Origin of the sequence: Vibrio pectenicida, assembly GCA_024347015.1 — a bacterium.
Taxonomy (GTDB): Bacteria; Pseudomonadota; Gammaproteobacteria; order Enterobacterales; family Vibrionaceae; genus Vibrio; species Vibrio pectenicida.
This window is the reverse complement of the sequence record AP024889.1, coordinates 1,780,136-1,800,845: the sequence shown is the minus strand read 5'-3', so window position 1 is coordinate 1,800,845 and position 20,710 is coordinate 1,780,136. Positions and strand designations below refer to the sequence as shown.

General features: G+C 40.9%; 14 protein-coding genes. 11 read left to right on the top strand and 3 right to left on the bottom strand.

All coding sequences use genetic code 11. The annotated features are described in order from the left end of the window. The first annotated feature begins 30 nt into the window (after positions 1–30). From OCV27_RS08510 to OCV27_RS08495, 4 genes are all read left to right on the top strand, one after another. The gene (locus OCV27_RS08510) at positions 31–9,246 is read left to right on the top strand and encodes an Ig-like domain-containing protein (protein ID WP_125320697.1); all 9,216 of its coding nucleotides are present in this window, start codon (positions 31–33) and stop codon (positions 9,244–9,246) included. A 199-nt stretch (positions 9,247–9,445) separates the two neighbouring features. Continuing rightward, a complete protein-coding gene (locus OCV27_RS08505) occupies positions 9,446–10,201 on the top strand; it encodes a substrate-binding periplasmic protein (RefSeq protein WP_125320698.1) in 756 nt (251 codons plus the stop codon). A gap of 34 nt (positions 10,202–10,235) precedes the next feature. Continuing rightward, a complete protein-coding gene (locus tag OCV27_RS08500; RefSeq protein WP_125320699.1) occupies positions 10,236–11,039 on the top strand; it encodes a hypothetical protein in 804 nt (267 codons plus the stop codon). 102 nt (positions 11,040–11,141) lie between these two features. Beyond that, positions 11,142–11,804, top strand: a complete 663-nt coding sequence (locus OCV27_RS08495; RefSeq protein ID WP_125320700.1) for a DUF2726 domain-containing protein — start codon at positions 11,142–11,144, stop codon at positions 11,802–11,804. On the opposite strand, the gene OCV27_RS08490 is transcribed toward OCV27_RS08495, so the two are convergent. Then, positions 11,801–12,844 carry a GGDEF domain-containing protein gene (locus tag OCV27_RS08490; RefSeq protein WP_125320701.1) on the bottom strand — a complete coding sequence of 348 codons (1,044 nt, stop codon included), beginning with the start codon at positions 12,842–12,844 and terminating at the stop codon, positions 11,801–11,803. The two genes, OCV27_RS08495 and OCV27_RS08490, sit on opposite strands and share 4 nt — an antisense overlap. Before the next feature lie 347 nt (positions 12,845–13,191). Between OCV27_RS08490 and OCV27_RS08485 the strand changes: the two genes are divergently transcribed. After that, positions 13,192–13,674, top strand: a complete 483-nt coding sequence (locus tag OCV27_RS08485; protein WP_125320702.1) for a LabA-like NYN domain-containing protein — start codon at positions 13,192–13,194, stop codon at positions 13,672–13,674. On the opposite strand, the gene OCV27_RS08480 is transcribed toward OCV27_RS08485, so the two are convergent. Further along, positions 13,657–13,842 carry a DUF2986 domain-containing protein gene (locus tag OCV27_RS08480; protein WP_125320703.1) on the bottom strand — a complete coding sequence of 62 codons (186 nt, stop codon included), beginning with the start codon at positions 13,840–13,842 and terminating at the stop codon, positions 13,657–13,659. The genes OCV27_RS08485 and OCV27_RS08480 overlap by 18 nt on opposite strands. A 272-nt stretch (positions 13,843–14,114) precedes the next feature. Here OCV27_RS08480 and OCV27_RS08475 point away from each other — a divergent pair, with 272 nt between their 5' ends. The 6 genes from OCV27_RS08475 to OCV27_RS08450 all read left to right on the top strand — a co-directional run bounded on the left by OCV27_RS08475 (position 14,115) and on the right by OCV27_RS08450 (position 19,002). Continuing rightward, on the top strand, positions 14,115–14,831 hold the full coding sequence (locus OCV27_RS08475; RefSeq protein ID WP_125320704.1) for a response regulator: 717 nt from the start codon (positions 14,115–14,117) through the stop codon (positions 14,829–14,831). A gap of 18 nt (positions 14,832–14,849) precedes the next feature. Continuing rightward, positions 14,850–16,157, top strand: coding sequence for an ATP-binding protein (locus tag OCV27_RS08470; RefSeq protein WP_125320705.1), 1,308 nt, complete (start codon positions 14,850–14,852; stop codon positions 16,155–16,157). Between the two features lie 82 nt (positions 16,158–16,239). After that, positions 16,240–17,013, top strand: coding sequence for an outer membrane protein OmpV (gene ompV, locus OCV27_RS08465; RefSeq protein ID WP_125320706.1), 774 nt, complete (start codon positions 16,240–16,242; stop codon positions 17,011–17,013). A gap of 78 nt (positions 17,014–17,091) precedes the next feature. Further along, on the top strand, positions 17,092–18,018 hold the full coding sequence (locus tag OCV27_RS08460; RefSeq protein WP_125320707.1) for a VirK/YbjX family protein: 927 nt from the start codon (positions 17,092–17,094) through the stop codon (positions 18,016–18,018). 130 nt (positions 18,019–18,148) lie between these two features. Next, positions 18,149–18,625, top strand: a complete 477-nt coding sequence (locus OCV27_RS08455; RefSeq protein WP_125320708.1) for a DUF2127 domain-containing protein — start codon at positions 18,149–18,151, stop codon at positions 18,623–18,625. A gap of 182 nt (positions 18,626–18,807) precedes the next feature. Further along, positions 18,808–19,002 carry a hypothetical protein gene (locus tag OCV27_RS08450; protein WP_125320709.1) on the top strand — a complete coding sequence of 65 codons (195 nt, stop codon included), beginning with the start codon at positions 18,808–18,810 and terminating at the stop codon, positions 19,000–19,002. Positions 19,003–19,135: 133 nt separating this feature from the next. On the opposite strand, the gene OCV27_RS08445 is transcribed toward OCV27_RS08450, so the two are convergent. After that, positions 19,136–20,437, bottom strand: a complete 1,302-nt coding sequence (locus OCV27_RS08445) for a CAP domain-containing protein (protein WP_125320710.1) — start codon at positions 20,435–20,437, stop codon at positions 19,136–19,138. Between the last annotated feature and the right edge of the window lie 273 nt (positions 20,438–20,710).

Here is a 20,710-nt window from a genome sequence, read left to right as displayed (position 1 = left end):
GGCTAGAGATTAGTAAGAATTGGAGGTGTCATGGATGTCAAGCCGTATCTAGCGACGAATAAATTGGCGGCAGGTCAGACAGTTATCATTGGTCGAGATGGTAATGTTCGTGTAGCAAGTACAACTGATGAAACGTCACCAGGTGAGGTATTCATATCTAGTTCTCAATTTGATTCTGAAATTAAAAATATTAACATTGGATTTGCTGACGATGATTCAAATATTTTGGATATCACTTCAGATATAGATGATATTATTGATGCTTTAGAGTCGGGAGAAGATCCTACTGAATTAGGTGATGAATTCGCTACTGCATCTGGGAGCCAGGTTGGCTCCAGTCCATCGGCAATTGGTTCTGTGGCGAGAACAGCAGATCAAACATCCCCCAGAACAGCGTTTGATACTGAAGGTTTATTCGGTGAGCTTGGTTTAAGCCGAACTCAGAGTTTATCAATTGTTGAGCAGTTTCGCGCATTTCAGCAATCTCCTACTTTAACAGATGCAAATCAATCTCCTTTAGCTGATAACCTCTCTGTTGTAACCGATGAAGACAATGCAGTTAGCGGTCAGATTTTTGCAACTGATCCAAATCCTCAAGATGCATTATCTTTCGTAATTTCAACGAGCCCCATAAATGGAGAAGTCTTCATCAACCCAATCAGTGGTATTTGGGTTTACACTCCAAATACAAATTTTGATGGTGCAGACTCATTTGAGATAACTGTTGATGATGGCAATGGTGGAGCAGATACAGCCATTGTGAATGTTGAGGTTACACCTATTCCGGAGGTTTCTCTTACGGGGCCGAGCCAAGTAAATGAAGGTGATTCTGCAATCTATGTAGCTACTTTTGATAAGCCATCCACGCAAGAGACACAGATAAACTTATCATTGTCGCTTAACTCTGCCGAAATAGGTGATCTTTCATCGATTACGGTCACAACAGCTGGTGGTTTAATACTTATTGTTGGATCTGACGGAACCGTAAATGTACCTGCAGGAGTGACTTCACTAAATATTACACTTGCTACCACAGCTGATGATGTATTTGAAGGCAGCGAAGACTTTCAGCTAGACCTAACGTCTGGATCTGGCACCGTAGGTGGCGGAGAACTAATAACGATCATCCAAGATGATGATACGCCAGAGTTAAGCGTCAGCTCAGACAGTGTGGTGGAAGGCGGCGGCGCGGTATTTGATGTTGAGCTTTCAAATGATGTCGATGGGGATGTGACGTATGAGTTTGCATTGAGCCTAGATGGTCAAAACGCGGAGTGGGACGACTTTGCCTCAAACCCACTTAGTGTGAGTTATCAGCTTGATGGTGTGACGTATTCGGCGGCGGCCAACAATGATGGCAGTTATACCATTGCTGGTAATGCGACCGATATTCAGGTGTCGGTTCAAACCCAAGACGACAGTATTTTTGAAGGGTCAGAAACCTTCACGCTAAGCGCCAATGCCAGCGCAACGGTGGGCGGTGACCGTTTTAATCTAGCCGATTCAGGTACTGGCACTATTACCGATGATAGAGATGGGGCTAATAATGCTGATACGCCAGCGTTAAGCGTCAGCTCGGACAGTGTGGTGGAAGGCGGCGGCGCGGTATTTGATGTTGAGCTTTCAAATGATGTCGATGGGGATGTGACGTATGAGTTTGCATTGAGCCTAGATGGTCAAAACGCGGAGTGGGACGACTTTGCCTCAAACCCACTTAGTGTGAGTTATCAGCTTGATGGTGTGACGTATTCGGCGGCGGCCAACAATGATGGCAGTTATACCATTGCTGGTAATGCGACCGATATTCAGGTGTCGGTTCAAACTCAAGACGACAGTATTTTTGAAGGGTCAGAAAGCTTCACATTAAGCGCTAATGCCAGCGCAACGGTGGGCGGTGACCGTTTTAATCTAACTGATACAGGTACCGGTACTATTACCGACGATAGAGATGGGGCTAATAATGCTGATACGCCAGAGTTAAGCGTCAGCTCGGACAGTGTGGTGGAAGGCGGCGCCGCGGTATTTAATGTTGAGCTTTCAAATGATGTCGATGGGGATGTGACGTATGAGTTTGCATTGAGCCTAGATGGTCAAAACGCGGAGTGGGACGACTTTGCCTCAAACCCACTCAGTGTGAGTTATCAGCTTGATGGTGTGACGTATTCGGCGACGGCCAACAATGATGGCAGTTATACCATTGCTGGTAATGCGACCGATATTCAGGTGTCGGTTCAAACTCAAGACGACAGTATTTTTGAAGGGTCAGAAAGCTTCACATTAAGCGCTAATGCCAGCGCAACGGTGGGCGGTGACCGTTTTAATCTAACTGATACAGGTACCGGTACTATTACCGACGATAGAGATCGCCCACAGGTATCCATTGTTGGTGGTGGTGATGTGGCAGAAGGTGATACCGCGAACTTTACTGTCCAGCTCTCCAATACGGCCACTTCCGCGGTGTCTTTCTTCTTAGCGTTGAATGCCGGTGATACCTCATCGCAAGATTTGTCTGCTTATCAATATCAAACGACGGATGGGACTTGGCAGGATGTCCCTGACTCTGGCGAGATTGTTGTTCCGGCGGGCTCTGATTCTGTGAATGTAAAAGTGGTTACCGAGCAAGACAGTGTCTATGAAGGTGATGAAAGCTTCAGCCTGTCGGTCAGCGCTGGTAACGGGACGGTATTAGCGCCAACCTCGACCAGTGCTAGTGCAACGATTTTAGATTTTGCTGATAATCCACCTCAAGCGGAAGACTTTACTGTCACATTGGATCCAAGCGGCAATGCAGACATCTTCTTCAACAGCAATGATGCTGCTCAAGATCATATCTCTGATAGTGAAGACGACTCAACTCATACCCCATTGGGTGTGGTGATCACTGAGCTGCCTCAGTCAGGACAGCTTTATTATGATAATCAGCTTATAAATACGGGCGATCTCACCACATTTTCGGCCAATGGCGAAGTGATTCATCAAGGGACGGTCTTCGCTGATCCTAATCTCATTCGATACGTTAATGACACTGAGTCTACAGGGTTTGTACTCGGCGTTAAGCAAGCGCCTGAAGGTATGGATGGGGCAACCAGCCAGAGCGACTTCCTCAATTGGGGGGAGCCCGTTCAAGGCAATAGTGCCCAGCGTGTTATGCAATTTGAAAATGGTGACACGATCACCATCACCTCATCGGGTCAGTCGCTTACTCAATACTTTGGTGACGCTAACCACATAGGTTACGGACTGGGTGTGGGTAATGATGGTGGTATACAGCAAGGTGAGATCATCACCCTCGATTTCAGTGACCGGCCATCCACTTCGGTTGAAGTGGGCTTGGATGGGTTGGGAGGCTGGTTTGAAGAAGGACATAATAAAGAAACGGCAGCAGTCATACAGGCGAGACTTGATGATGGCTCTCTTATTGAAGTCCCTGTGACTAAAGAGACGTCGGGTAATTCAAACTTATTCCATATTGCGACAATTGATGCTCCGGAAGGACGGCAAATCGATGCACTGATAGTGACAACCGATGGGCCAGGAAATTGGGAGCTGCGCTATTTGGAGGCGTCGTCCAACGATACGTTCGAGTATCGTGCGGTTGATAGTGACAATAATTACAGCGATGAGCACAGCGTCACCTTGGTTGAGAGTAACGATGCCCCTGTCGCAACGGATGATCCTGTGGCGTTTGATGTGGCATTAGGGACATTCAATTCGGACTCATGGTCTCATGATGGGGTTAGCGTCAGTGCCAGTTACCAAGGTCAAGATAAGTCGATTACGCAAAGTGGCGTAAAACGTGGCGTGTCAGGCGATGAAAATGGTGGTCCAGGTGCTCAAATCCAATACAATCGAGAGGAAGGTGAGTCAGAGCAGTTAAAAGTCTCGCTCGATAAACCCGCCACAGAATTCAGTTTTGCGATCTCGAACTTGTATAAAGATGAAGGTGGTAGTGGTAACCATGAGCAGGGTAAATGGGTCGCTTATTTAGGCGATAACCCAGTGGCCAGCGGAACCTTTGTGGCGAATGAGAGCAATAATCGAGGTTCTTACCATTTCGATGAGCAGGACTTAGGCGGGATTGCTTTTGATAGTGTTGTCTTTGAGGCGATAGATTTTACTCATATTCCCGCTCGCGGCAGTGATGCTTCAGATTATTTCTTAACGGGTTTTAAAGCGTCAGGTGAGGGGGCTTATGCTGCCAATCAAGGCGATGTTGTTGAGATACCGTTGACAGCGCTATTGGGTAATGATGTCGACCCTAATGGTGATAATATTCGTATTACCCATTTGTCAGAAGTAAACCATGCGGATGCACGGATTGAAAACGGCATTGTGTATATAGATTTAGACGATGACTTTGTTGGCGATACAAGCTTTGATTATGTGATTACTGATGATAAAGGTGGGTACGCCGAGGCGACGGTTTCGATGGTGGTCAATCCATTGCCCCAAGATGTGGCGGTCAATTCCATATCGATGTTTGAAGACTCGGTCATTGAAGGGGAAGATCTTGTTTATCAGGTGAGCTTAGACGAGGGTGTGCTGCAAGAAACGCGATACAGTGTGACGTTTGGTCAACTTGGATTTGACAGTGCAGATAATACGGATGTTGATTTGAGCAACGTGATGTTCACTCATGGTGTCACCTATGATGCGGCGGCTCAACAGGTGGTGGTTCCGGTTGGTGTTAATGCTTTCTCTGTAGTGATCCCTACGGTACTTGATGGTACGTATGAACACACCGAAGCGTACACATTGACACTTGGTGGGCAGCAAGCGACCGGTACGATTGAAAATGTGGATATCCCACAGGTATCTGTCTCAGAAGGAGGCAGTATTAGTGAAGGCTCTGCGGCAGAGTTTACGGTTTCATTAAGTAAAAATACAGCGGAAGCGGTCACAGTGAATGTGTCCTTGGCTCATTTGGATACCGATAGCGCGGATATCAGTGTGATGGAAGCGGCTTATCAAAATGGTGAAAGTTGGCAAGCCATATCGATTGCCCCCAATGGCGATGTTATTCTGCCCGCAGGAGTGACTCAGGTTCGCGTAATCGTCCAAACAATGGATGATAACGCACAGCCGGTATATGAAGGGCCAGAGCGATTCGAACTTACTGTGACGGGTGTGGATGGCGCCGAAGGCTCAGCCTCAAGTATTTCGACGATAGTTGATGATGGCAGTGTTGGCTCAGATGATGATCGCCCAATTATTGAAAGTGTCAGTGATGTAACTGTCGCTGAAGGTAATGATGCTATCTTTAATGTCACTTTGTCTAGTGAAAGTAACACAGATACACATGTTATATTAGAGCTAAAAGAAAGAAAGGCCTCATCACCTGAGGATTATGATGGTAGTCTCGTTACTGTAACCTACGGTGATCCACAGCAAGTCCAAACACTCCCTATTCTCAACGGATTGTTTGAGTTTGATTTACCTGCGGGAGAAACGGATTTCTCAGTGGCTGTTAAAACTGTCGATGATGAAGTTTCAGAGAATAACGAGACGTTTTTACTTGTTGCGAAAACGGAGTATCAATCAAATCAAGTAAGTGCCAAAGCAACAATTGAGGACAACGAAAAACCAGTAATTGATTTAGATGGTAGCCAATATCAAATTGAATTTGTCAGTGAAGATGCTGGCTATCGAAATGTATTTGGCTATTACGTTTACGATCCTGACTCAGAGACACAACAACTCCAAATTTTAATGTCAGATTCTCATGACTCTCGCCAAAGTAGTTTTGAACCAGTCCTTGCTACCCTAGGTAGCTTAGATAACGTTGAATATTTCCTCATTGCCGATGGAGCGGGCTTGGTTGATAGCGTAACGCCAGGGGCAAGTTTTGAGGTTGATGCTGATGGCAGGCTTATTATCAACGGCAATATTCAACCTAATACCAAGGTATTGCTAAGCCATGATGAAGCGTCACTAATGAGAACGTCTGTGAACGATAATGGCGATACCATCATCAATTTTGATGACCAAGTCGATCACGCACATGATGACAATGATTATGACGATCTTGTTATCAAAATTGCTAAGCAAGATACCAACATTGACTATAGTACTGATTTTGTTGAGGGGGATGGAGCAGTTTCTATTGTGGATACTGATGCCGATATCTTCGATGATAAAGACTCGATTCAGTCTATGCACGTTTTATTAAATAAAGTTTATGAGGGTGACCAACTTACGTGGTCAACTATGTCTGGTTTCAGTGTAAATCAAACTAATACTGCAACAGGGTTGAGTTTACTTATTACTAGTAATGTTTCCGGTGGCGTTTCTGCCGCAGAGTTTGAGGCTTTCCTTGAAGGAATTAAATATGAAAATATTAGCGAAAACCCTGATGAAACAGTGCGAGAAATAGATGTTTATGTGACAGACTCATATGGTCAAAGTTCAGAGACTGCAACAACGATTATTACTGTTAGTAAAGTCGCTGATTTAATAGTAGAGCAGAATTCTGTTGGTATAGAAGATGGCGATATTGTACTAAATGTTACGGTCCCACAGGGTAGCTCGGTAACTGACGTTGTACTCAATAACTTACCACAGGGTGTAGTTTTAAAGTCAGGTAATGATCTTGTCCCTATTAACAATGGAGAGGCAAGATTAACTTCGCAGCAGTTGTCACAACTCACTATAACACCACCCAATGACAGTGATGATAACTTCATAGTCAATGTGAATGGATACACTTCTTCCAATGAACTTATAGAAGAACATACAATAAATGTTCAAGTTGATGCGGTTACAGACATACCAACTATTACTGTATCCGACGCGGAAGTCATCTCACAGCAAGATTTTGATTCTATCGAATTGGGTAATAGTTCATGGCGTGGGAATGTTACGTCTAGCGAGTTGACCCAAGCTGATGGTGTTGAAGGTACATGGGGTACTGATAATAGTAATAATTACAATGAAGTTGGTAAAGAAACGGTTTACCGCGGTGGTGTTTTAGATAAGACTAATCATATATACGAGCTAGAAGGGCGTAATGGCGATGACCAACTGTTTACTCAGTTTAACGCTGAGGCTGGGCAATTTTATACGCTCTCATTTGATGTTGTTGCTCGTAGGGTCAATGACTCACCAATGACAGTTTTCCTTGAAGATGAGAGTGGTCATCGTGAAGTACTGTTTGAATACACCGACCAACAAAGTATTAATTGGCAAACCGAGAGCATAAATTTCCAAACATCGTCTGACGGCGACTATAAAGTTGTTTTTGAGTCAGAGACCTCTTCAAATAGTTATGGTGCCTTACTAGATGATATTAGGCTAGAAAAAGCAGATAACATTGGATTTGAAAATAGCTATATACCTCTGAGCGATATTTTAGTCAGTTTAAGTGATAGTGATGGTTCAGAAACGCTTTCTCTTATTTTAAACGGGCTGCCTGAAGATACGATAATTCGTGATGGCAATGGCAACTCTATGACTGTTGTAGCCACAGTTGATGGGAAAAACAGTACTGACCTTTCAGCATGGAGTGATGATCTAACTGAGCTAGAAGTGTATGTATCTAATGATGGAGTTTACCCGCTCGAATTTATTGTCTCGGCTCAGGATAATGTACCCGCAAATACAGAGTCGGTAAGTAAAGTAGTTAATCTTACGGTATTACCTTCATTTATAACTTATGAGTTTGAGTCAGGATCTCATGGTAATGATGTTATTACCGGTAATGATGATCATGAAGTCATTGTTGGTGATGTTCAGGGTATTCAGATTATCGCAGGCCAAGACTATAATATTGCGTTTGTGCTCGATACCTCTGGCAGTATGCGGAATACAGTTGGTCAAGCAAAATCTGAAATACTAGAGGTATTCGATCAATTACACAGTACAGTCAATTCTGGCCCTAACGCAGGCAAGGTAAATATACTCCTAACTGAGTTTTCAACAAGCACAGGTGTAACTATATCGGTTGATTTGAATTCGTCAACTGCACGTGAAGACTTCGTTGCTCAACTAAGTGATATTGAAGATTCAGGTAGCGGTTTCACAAACTATGAAGCGAGCTTTGATGCGACTATTGAGTGGTTCGATGCAAGTACCAATAGTCAGGCTGAGAACATCACCTATTTTATCACCGATGGAAACCCTAACTATATTCAAAGGAGTAAAATTGGTGAAAGTCAATTTGATGAGCTTGTTTTAGACTTTGATACGTCAACTAAAAATTTAGTAACACTAGAAGATATATTACCTCCTGATTATATTCTTGGATCATCTGTAACTTACAAAGGGCAAGAAATCATTTCTAATACAGGAATGGTTAAGTCTCCTTTGACAGGTGCTGGTTTAGGTAATCTTACCAATTCAAACGGCCTTAGATACAGTGATAGTAATTCAATAACTATTCAGACCCGCCATATGTACCAATTATTGGCACTGGTTTCTTCGATTGAAGCAATCGGTATCGGTAATGGAATAAATGCTGCGACTCTATCGCAGTACGATACGGATGGTGCAGTAGTATCAAATATAAACGTTGATAAATTAGCGGAGACAGTTCTTGGTCACGAGATCGCTTTAGAGCAAGGTGAAGATCAGATTCTTGGAGGACATGGTGACGATATATTATTCGGAGATCTTATCAACTTTGATAACATAGATGGACAAGGCGTTTCTGCACTTCAGAAATACGTTGCTACTGAGACTAGTAGCCCATTAGCAGAGGTGTCTGCCAAAGAAGTAAGTAATTTTGTTCGCCAAAACTACTCCGACTTTGATGTTTCACGTGATGGTGACCAAAACGATATTCTTTCAGGCGGTGTTGGTGATGATGTTCTGTTTGGTCAAGGTGGAAATGATATACTAGACGGTGGTTCTGGAAATGATATTCTTCTCGGAGGAGAAGGAGATGATATTTTGATCGGTGGTCTAGGCAGTGACATATTGTCTGGCGGTGCAGGTCATGACCAATTTGTTTGGCGAGATAATGAACTTGATGGAGGCACAGATGTTATCACAGACTTCCATGTTTCTGAAGATAAAATCGATATCTCTGATCTGCTTACCGCAGGGGAAACGATGGATGACCTTCTTCCTGATATATCAGCCGATGCTATAGATAATAATATTGAGTTGACTATTCATAGAGATAGTGGCCAGTATCAGTCCATTAAGCTAGAGAATGTTGCAGATCAACTCAGTGGTCTTAACATTAATCATGGTAATATAGTCGGTAATGATCTTACGGATCTCCTTAATGAAATAATTGTTATGTAAGCTTAATAAGGGCTGTAAGGCCCTTTACTACCTATCATTTTTAACGTTTTCTGTTATTTGCAAGAGCTGTTAACATGCTTACACCTTAGTTGATAATTTTACAAAATTAATACTTTACGAGTGTTTCCAACCTAGACGAATGATACATACGACTCTACAGTTTATTGATATACATAATCATTAATGAATGATGGTCGATATGAAATTGTTTAGATTTTTAATAACCATGCTACTCCCTTTTTCAACGGTTGCGGCGGAGCTGAATGAGCTGCGTTTTCTTACCGAAGAATACCCACCATACAATTATACCCAAGATGGAAAAAAAAAGGGTATCTCCATTGATTTGCTTATTGCGGCTGCAAAGTCTCAGGAAATCGATATTAAGTTGGAAGATATTGAGGTCCAGCCATGGGCAAGGGCTTATCGCACAACTTTGATTAAGCCTGATGTAGTCCTGTTTTCTACCACACGTACAAGGTTACGCGAACATTTATTTAAGTGGGTAGGCCCTCTTAGCAGTACAAGAATTGTTGCTATGGCGAAAAAATCACGTGGAATTAAAATTCAGGCAGCACTTGATTTTGTCAAATACCGTATTGGAGTAATACGGGATGATGTTGGTGAGCAATTGATGCTTGAACTGGGTGTTCCTAGAGATGGTATGCACGAAGCTATATTACCCGAGGACCTCGCTGACCAACTTGCGAAAGAGCGTATCGATATATGGGCTTATGAAGAGAATGTATCTAAATGGTGGTTGAAGAAAAAAGGCTACAATACGGATGACTATGAGCCAGTTTTTGTCCTTAGCGATGGAGAACTCTATTATGCTTTCAATAAGGAGGTAGATAATAAATTAATAGAGCAGTTACAACTTGGTATTGACGAAATTAAGAATACCAAGGGTGAGACGGGAGTTTCTAAATACCAAGAAATTATTGATAAGTATCGTTGATAGAATCTGAAGCTTTTCTTCAAGGAAATGAAATATGCATCTGCTAGCAATCCTTTTTTTCATATTGTGTTTGCCGTTATATGCACAAGATAATATGACGCTCATATTACCTTCACAAAAAGATGGAGGTCACCGTTTCTATCACGAATTATTATATGCATCCTTAACTAATTTAGGTTACGTTGTCACAATCGATGTTCCTAAAGAACATATACCACAAAAACGTGCGATAAAAATGGTTGAAAGTGAGCAGCTGACTTTGACATGGTTGATCGGGACAGAAGAAAGAAATCAAAAGTTCATTCCAGTAAAAGTGCCACTTACCGATGGTATGATAGGCAAACGAATTCTACTAATCCCTACTGAGCTTAAAAGTAGATTTAGTCAAATTAATAGCTTAGAGGGTCTTCGGCAGTCAGGGATGGTCGCGGGACTTGGTGTGAATTGGTATGACGTAAATGTGTGGCAAACCAATCAATTGCCTGTTTATTTGGAAGATGGAGAGTGGAGGACTTTGTATTCTAAGTTAACGACAGACGGTGAAGTGAATTATTTTCCAAGGGGAATGACGGAGGTTATTGGAGAAGCTAAGCAAAATCCTCACCTCTCAATTGAACAGCATTTAATGCTCGTCTATGATAAAGACTTTTATTTTTACCTTTCTAAAGCAGCAGCTAGCTATCAACCGGCCATAGAAAAAGCTCTAAAAGAGGCTAAAAAAAGCGGTTTACTCAATGAGCTTATCAAAAAACATTGGCAACATACCTTTGAACAAATCAAGCCTGAGCAAAGAGTAATCATAAATCTTAGTTTACCTCAAGCTAGCTCCCACAAATAATGTTGAATTCTTATAAAAACCTGACTTATTCACTAAGTTAGCGTATAAATTCAAAAACGTACAATATGTTTCCCCTACTAGCTAGAGTGATTATAACGGATTATGGAAAGTGTTTTTATCATTGTTGCTTTACTTGTTCTGTTCTTTTTCTTCGTTCAAAAACGTTATTCGAAACAGGATGAGTTAAAAGACAGTCAGTATAAGAAGAAGGGCGCTTTACTCAATATGCAAGAGACTGCGTTTTATAATGCTTTGCTAAGTGCTGTGGGGCAGCATGGTGTTGTTATGTCTAAGGTTAATATGACTAGTGTGTTGACGCCTATGGAAACGAATAAGAAGCAATGGTTTATAGCCAATAATCGAATCTCTAAGAGCTACTTTGATTATGTTGTGTGTGATCCTAGGACTTTACATGTCCGTGTTGCCATAGAGTTAGATGATGGTCGAGAGCTTGATAAAGGTAAGGTCGAGCGGCAAAAACTGCTTATGCATGTGTGTAAGTCTTCTGGTATTCCACTAATTGGTACATCAGTGAAGCATAGCTATCAAGTTAGTCGCCTGAGGCGTTTACTCGCAACACATATTGATTTAATTGAGCCGGATAAAGAGGTACGCTTTTGTAAGCGTTGCGGTAGCCCTATGGTGATAAAAACTGCCTCACAAGGAGAGTTTAAGGGACGACGTTTTTTTACGTGCAGTCGACAGCCTCAATGTACTTATACGGAAAACTACAATGTTATTTTTGATGAGGAAGACTTTGTTTAAGAACTATTGGCTAATGCTTGTTCTTGTTGATGACATACCATAACTTGATTGCGACCATTTTTCTTCGCTTTGTAGAGCTCTTTATCAGCATTTCTAAGCACACTGTCTAGGCCATTAAATAAATCACACTGATAAATCCCAATACTTGCCGTTAAAGCAATGGGCTGCTCATTAGTATTAAATTTGTAGCTTTCGATAGCGGCTCGAATTTCCTCAGCTTTAATCATGGCATCCTGAATAGCAGTATTGTGCAATGCAATGCAAAACTCTTCCCCACCAATTCTGTATACCAAGTGCTCATCACATAACTGATCGACTAGAGCAGCGGTTTGTATGAGTACTTTATCGCCAACATCATGGCCATATTTGTCATTAACTTGCTTAAAGTAATCAAGGTCTAGCACTAAGAGTGAAAGTGGAAGCTGTTTGCTTTCTTGCCGGTAGCGTTCAAAATTATGAACTAATGCATGCCTGTTATATACGCTAGTTAAAGCGTCACGGGAAGCAAGCTGACCTAGTGATGCTTCTGATGTTTTTCTTTTGACTTCTAGTACGTGGCTGGCCAACCAAACACTTAGATAGGCTGTTGCAAAGTTAAGTGGCAGCTCCCAGTTAATTTCATCACTATCTACCATGCACTTATCAATAATTAAACTCAACTGTATGATATAACCGACCATAGTAGCGATCACACCATACCTTTTACCCAAAATAAGGTAAGACAAAACGGGGTAGAGAAAGCTCCAAACAAATACCCCATTATCAATGGTATAAACAAAGGTATTAAAAGAAATTAAAGCTATAAAAGAATATATATAACAGTTTGATAGTAGAAGTGAGGTATTGCTGTTGTAAGTTCTGAAGGCTACATAGCAAGAGAAACCACAGAAAAAAGATTGTGCTATTGCCACTTGAGGGTAATCATCTAAAAATCCATTGATTGTAATACCTGTAAGGGAAAGAGATCCTAGTAAAGTACTTAGCCAAAACAAGACTGCACGACGTACGTGCCTTGAGGGGTTAAATATATCAAGCTCCATTTAATAAGCCTTGTATTAGTGTACGTTCATATTAATATCGAATAATAGTATGCTTTTCGTATGGGGAATCAAGCATGATATTGAACCAGTGTCACACATTTGTAACTCTCTATGATTTTATAAAGGTGTTTTCTATGATTTTATGAATATAAGTTATTTTAATTACTGAAGTTTCTTGATTTTTCCTAGCTGGGAACCTCACTCTATTCGGAAATAGATTTGTTCTGTATTGGAATTTGCTTCACGTTAATAATAATTTTGATATGTTTCTCTTTGATGCTCGCCTTTAGCTTTGAAGCAATGATAAGCTTTAGTAAATTTTATGCAGTAGGTTTACGGAGAATCCAGTGGAGAAAGTGGCTATTTTTGTTGATGTTCAGAATATTTACTACACAACGAGGGATAAATACCAAGCAAATTTTGACTACAATCAGTTTTGGTATGTGGCGACTCAAGGGCGAGAGGTATTAGAGGCCAATGCTTATGCTATTTCTTCTCAGGATCCAAAGCAAAGGCAGTTTCACCATATTCTTCGAGGTATTGGTTTCAACGTTAAACTGAAACCATTTATCCAAAGAAGGGATGGCAGTTCCAAAGGTGATTGGGATGTTGGTATTGCTTTAGATATCTATGAAGTGGCAAGTCAAGTTGATCGAGTGATACTCTTGTCTGGGGATGGCGACTTTGAAATCTTAGTGCAAAGGGTACAGCAACGATTTGGTACTAAAGTTGATGTGTTTGCCGTTCCTGGGCTTAGTGCACAATCACTCATTGATGCATGCGACAACTATATCCCGATTGAAAGAGATCTGCTACTCAGAGCTATCTAGATTAGGAACGACGGTGGTATTACTTTCGCAAGTTTCTGAAGTTTGGGTTTCAGCCTCAGCGCGATCTGCTTTTGATATATAGCGAGGCTGGTTCTTTTTGTGTAACTTAGAATTCATCTTCTTTTGCTTCGCTTTTAAGATTTGATTGATTTTTTTCTTACGGTTCATATCTAACCCCTTTCATTAGTCGAATGGATAATAACAAATCTCGCATTACTGTTCATCTAAAATAAAGTGTTTTTAGATATTCATACTAAGTGGTACAGATGGCATGGTTTAGTGAATCACAAGTACAGTTGATAGTTATGACACTTATAAATCTTAGTTTAATTGAATGGTGTTCAAAATATAGAGTCTACGTACATTATTCATACAGTATTTTGTCAGTGTTTACGCTATTATTAGGTCACTTCAAACTAAGAACTTTGGCTGAATGGTAGATGAGCCCTTTACAATCCTTATTTATCGTTGAAGATGACGCAAAACTACGTTCAATGCTTGCTGAATATTTCGTAAAGCATGATTTTGATGTAACGACATTCGAAGATGGAAATAGTGCGGTTGATGCTATTGTAGAGCAACAACCTAAAATTTTATTACTTGATCTTATGTTGCCCGGAACTGATGGCTTGACGATTTGTAGACAAATAAGAACTAAGTACTCTGGTCAAGTGTTAATGTTAACCGCAAGTGATGATGATTTTGATCATGTTGCTGCATTAGAAATAGGAGCTGATGACTTTGTTAGTAAGCCGATCAAGCCTCGGGTATTACTTGCTCGGATAAGAATGCTTTTGAGGCGATCTGTAAATAATGAGCTATCTTTCGATAGTGAATCAAAGACAGTAAACACCTTAAGCTATGGTGAACTTAGTTTGAATCGAGATCGTAAAATTTGCTTATTGAATGGTGAACAAATCAACATGCCAGATAGTGATTTTGATTTGCTTTGGCTATTGGCTAGCTCGCCAGATCAAGTGTTATCTCGTGATACCTTAACTAAGACATTAAGAGGAATTGAGTACGATGGTTTAGATCGTACCATTGATAACAAAATTGTCAGCCTACGCAAGAAGCTAGGCGATAGTTCAGCAACACCTAAGCGTATTATAACCGTAAGAGGTAAAGGTTATTTGTTTGTACCTGACAGCTGGTAACCTTGGGGATAGAGTGTTATGCGCCGGTTCTACATAGAAGCTTTTGCTGGGCTATTGTTACTATTTACGTTAAGCCTCATGGCATATGAAGTTCTAGTTTATCAAATTAATACCGATTACGACTATGTTCTTGAGGATCTTGAGGGGGCGGCATTCAGAGAGATTTTGATGTCTATTTCTGAGACGCAGGGGGAAAAGGAAGCATTGGGAATTCTGCGTGACTTCACCAATCAAACGGCAAAAACGCTAAAAGTCTTCCCCTTATCAAAGGTACCCACTGGTGTAAAAGAGTATTTTAGTCGTGAAAGGACTCACTTGTTTACTTTTTATGATGATGAGCGCGAATTTTGGTTTATGCTTTCATCCCCAGATGTCGTATATAGAGTAAAACCGGATGTTGAATCCAGTTTACGTAGGGCGATCGCTTTTGATGATGATTTATTGTGGGGGTTTATTGTCGGTGGTTTTTTCATTTATACCTCTGGGCTGATCTGGTTTCTAAGTCGAAGAGTTAGGGTACTTGAAGAAGTTACAGTAAAATTTGCTCAAGGCGATTTTAACTCACGAGCTCCAACAGGAAGCCGTCATCGAGTAGGTTCTTTGAATTATAGCTTTAATTACATGGCCGATAAGATTTCTGATCTTATTACAAGTAACCGTTCCTTAACGAACTCAATTGCTCATGATTTGAGAACGCCTATTTTCAGAATTCAGTGGCAAGCTGAGATGTTACAGGATGAAAACTTAACTCAAGCACAGCATGACAAGATAGCCAGTATCATAGAAGATACTGAAGAAATGGAACAAATGGCTGATGAATTGTTGTATTTTGCAAGAGTAGAGAGGCCAGATTCTGTCTTAAATATCGAATCTATTGAATTGTTGGCGTATATAACAGGGTTGGTCAGTAAACTTCCGAGTAATGATTACAATATTGTTGAAATTGATGTTCCTGATTCTATGGTAGTTGAAATAGACAGTGCGCTTATAAAGCGAGCTATTAATAACCTTGTTTCTAATGCTTTACGTTATGTGAATCGGAAAATTCGTGTGACTGCCCAGAAAGATATGGGTGATGTTTTAATTGTTGTAGAAGATGATGGCCCTGGTATTCCGGTGGAGCATTGGAGCGCTATCTTTGATCCATTCTATAGTGCGGATCCTTCCAGAAATAAATCAAATGCTGGGTTTGGTCTTGGTCTTGCAATCGTAAAACTTATAATTGACCGCCATGGTGGTAGCTCTCAGGTTGGCGTGAGTTCTCTAGGGGGAGCTAAATTCACCTTGCGGATCCCTTGCTTGTCAGTGTCACCTGACAATTCGTGACATTTGTGTGACAAAGTCGTCATATTTACAAATCTAATAATTTTGTACAGTGTTCACTATAAGTTAACACGAGGACAAAATAATGAAAAAGCTCACTCTGGTAATTACAGCATTGATAGCAGCCAATGCTGTATATGCAAATGACGCATATATTCGCAATGGTAATATTTATACCCAAGAAAACAGCTGGGTTGCTGAGCTTGGTGCTGCGGGTATGACAGATTTATACAAAGGTCAAAAGCATAACCTAGCTCCAGTTGCTAACTTTGGTTACCAAGGAGAAGACTTTAACGTTACTTTGCAAAGCATTAACTACCGTTTTCTCGGTAACACTGGTGATGTATTCAATCTAAGTGGCTACTTGGGTACTTCTGGTCTTATGTACGACAAAGATACTTCAGATTTCCTAAAAGGTATGGATAAACGCCGCCTTAGTTTAGATGTTGGTATTAATGCTGATTTCCACCTAACTCAAGGCACCATCTCAACTTATTATCAACATGATGTAGTAGATACATATGGCGGTTACCTAACTGGGGTGAAGTACTTCTTACCTTTGACTATCGGCAAGGCAGATTTTGTTCCATTTGCTGGTATTTCATACCAAAGCAAAGATTATGTTGACTACTACTTTGGTGTACAAGATAAAGAAGCGACCCAAAAACGCAACGCTTACAAAGGTAGTGGCGATGTATCTTACGATGTAGGTTACAAAGTTATTTTGCCACTCAGTGATAATTGGCAGTTGACTCAAACGACGAGTTATACACGCCTTGGCGACGAAATTGCTGACTCACCTATCGTAGATAGTGCCAATCAGTGGTTGGTTGGAGCGGCTGTTTCTTACAGCTTTTAATTTCTTCACCTCCTAGTTTTTAGCCTGGCCACTTGGTCAGGCTTCTTGCCTTGTGCCCAGTTTAGTCAAAGTGTCGCTATGTTTATCAATTACATTAATTTTATTCAGTCTTTACCTAAAGTGGCTAAGAGCGTATACCCAGATATTCGGGGCGCTAAAAAGCTACGTTATAACGCACGCTTTTGCATGTGGTCTATGTTTAAGCCCTCAGTGCTACAGTGCCTGCAGACATTGTTTGAGCAACCAGAATTTCGGCCGATAAGAGAACAAAATCCAAGAATTCTTGAAAAGCCTCTTAAGCCGTATGTTTGTTTAAACTGGCGTCCACACCAGAGAGCCATAAAGATTCATGAGCACTTCCATGCACTATATCAGATGTATGGTTCTGATACGGCCCGTTTTTACACCAATGATGGCTGGCGTTTACTTAGTGTACTCGATTGTTCGATCATATTATGTCCAGGCCCAGAGAGAGAAGGTTCCCTAGCTTTAAAATTGGTTGATCAAAATCAGCGTGATTTATTTACTCTCGCTTTCAATATCTCTACTACGCCAAAGCATGAAATTCATATTGGAGCATTGCAGGGTCCTAGTGATTGCATTACTGATCGTGGAGATATTATTAAGTCTCTCACCAAAGGAATGCATGGCTTGAGACCAAAAGCATTAATGCTTGAAATTCTTCTTATGTTGGCAAAGGAGTGGGGGATTAGTTCTATTTATGGTATTACCAACAGAGGGCATGTTTATCAAGCTTTGAGGTATATTGGTTCCAAGCGTTCAAGTATAAGCTATCAATACGCTGAGCTTTGGACCGAATACGGAGGCACTCAGGTATCAAAATATATGTACGATATTCCGTTAGTGCCTGTGCGCAAGGATCCTAGCAGCTTGAATAAAAACAAGCGTCGGTTATATACCAAGCGATATGCATGGCTAGATGAAGTAAGAGATAGTATTCATTCTCGGCTGGCAGATTTAAAACCAAATATATCAAAACCATAATGATAGGTCTGAAAATATCATCAGGGTTTATGTTTTTGCGAAAACTTTACACAGTTTTCACTTAAGATTGAATCGTCATGATACTGTCATTGACGTTATGCTCAAAAATGTTGTATGAGGTATGAGCGTTATGCAGGTTGGAACAAAATCAGGTTTGAAGGTCATTGCAATTTTGGAAGCATTAAAAGGCTTTCTTTCTTTTGCTGTGGTCTTAGGGATATATTTCTTTCCGAGTAAAGATTTGCGGCAATTGGCAGAGCTACTTGTTCAGCATTTTCATTTGAATCCTGTCCACCCCATTTCAGAGATGATGATTGATTTGTCGAAGCGAGTTCCTCAGTTAAATATGAATTTACTAATGGTGGTGGCCGCTGTATACACATTCGTTAGATGGATAGAGGCTTATGGTTTGTGGAATGGACTTCGTTGGACTGAGTGGCTAGCGCTAGTCAGTTGCGCAGTTTATGTGCCATTTGAGATCTATGCAGTTATTCATCATCCGGGGGGAATGTGTATAACGTTACTTGTAATTAACCTTGGGATCATTGCGTATATAGCCAGTACACTTTATAGTAAGCCCGAATCAAATTTTGCAGCACAAAATTAATCTGTGCTGAATGTCATATTTGTGTTGTAAAACCACTATAAAATACAGTGAATAGTGCAATCAGGTGTCAAAAATTGCAAACCTGAGTATGCTATGACTGGTTTGATAGTCAAAAGCAGTTAGAGTTTTAAAAGCAGGATTTTTGCTTGTATGTACAAGATAGACAACGTCAGGAGAGCGCCATGTATAAATATTGCCCGAACTGCGGAATAGAAATGATTGATAAAAATCAGGTTTCTATATGCCCGAGAAATGATATTGGAGAGTGTTCTTATGACGGGTATCAAAACTCCGTAGCAACAAAAAGTGAAGACTATTCAATCGTAGAGTTTGATAAAGTGACCAAAAAAGTGTGCTCTTCATCAGCTCAAGCATGATATATGTAAGGTAATACGATAAACAAAGCCCGCTTTTAAAAGCGGGCTTTGTTTTTCTCTGTTCAGAGGATAGAGAATTAATCAAAAATTTATACTTTATGCATCTAAACAACAAGAATGATTTCAAGCGTTTTTAGTTAAAATCTTGAGTCCAATATGACATCTTTGATGGTTTTGACCTGTCTACCCTGAATCCTATCCCCATTTTTGTACGGCGATGACCCATCACGTTTTGACAGTGACCTGCGTGACCTACCCAACTATTAAGACCTGCGTTATTAACTTGGCCGTCACTTCTCGGATTGGTATAACCGAAGATAGGGCTAACAGCTGTGTAAAAAGCAAGAACAAATGAATTTTGAGCTGCACTGTTGGCAATAAAATGACCTTGTTTGTTTGTTCGATGTTGTTCATTTGAGTTTAATTGAGCATTATTGGCAGTGGTTTCATCCCAAGCAATGGGTGAGACTGCCGGATAAATGCCAGCAGCAGATGACTTAGACATATCGCAATATCGCGGGGTAGATCTTGCACAATTAGTCGCAATGACTGACTGATACTTGATACTATTACGACTTGAGTCATCGGGGATGTTGACGATTCGACACCATCTCTCATCAGCGATGCCTTGACCTGGCATTCCCCAAATTGAACCACTGAGTATTTGGCTCTTATCCAATGATGCAAAGTCTACAATTACGTCAGTATTTATCTGGCTTAAATCCAATTTAACCTTTCCAGATGAGGCGTCTACCTGAAATATTGAAGCGCCAGCTTGTTGTAGAGCAGCGGCAATTTTGGGTCTCTGCATCTGCTCCCAAGCGTTACCGAAACTTGCTTGCGACTGATCAGCTTGCGCCAATGAGATAAATTGATAGGTGGGCAACGTTTGCTCAGAACCCTGCTGATTTCTGGATACAACGCTTCCAAGGGTTTCAAACGTTAAAGAGCTGTCGACCACGGCATTGTTAAATACATAGGTCGCTAAATGTTCATTAGAGCAGGAGTTAGTTACCATATCGTATCTATATTCAGAAAAAACACCATCAACAAGTAGTTGCTGGTTTTTCCTCTGTGCGCTTAATCCAACTGCTTGATAACAGTGCCAGTCATTAACGAAACGACTGTCGTTATCTATGATGATTGTTGGAACCGGGATAGTTATAGCAACCTTTTGGGTATCTCCGTCTTTGAATGCAGGAAGGGCTGGTTTAACAGCGATTGATGAATAGTTAGATACTACCCCTCCTTTTTCAATCAGCCCTTCTATGGCAAAGAGCACGTTGCCTGTGAGTTGCTTAGTTTTAGGCTGTATAGTAGTCAGGTTGGATTGCTGGCTAGAATTCTCATTATTCCCTGCCGATGAACCTTCTCCACCACACCCTGACATGGTGAGGGTAGTTAGTACTGCTGCTGATAAATTTTGGAGCCTCATAAGTTAATCCATAACTATATATTATTCTTTGGTTATATGATGTTGCCTCATAGTACTGATTCAAATTTCAGGTGAATGTCAAAGGTCTTAATTATTGACTGTGAATTTGCAAAGATACGACTTTTCTAACTGTATGAATACAATAGTCATTATTAATTTACAGAGCCATCAAATAGACCGTATTTGGCATGAAAGTGAGTTTAGGTGGTTTGTAGAGGTTTAGCTATTGTGTCATTCTCACCTTATGAAAGTGTTAAATGCAATTACTTAAAC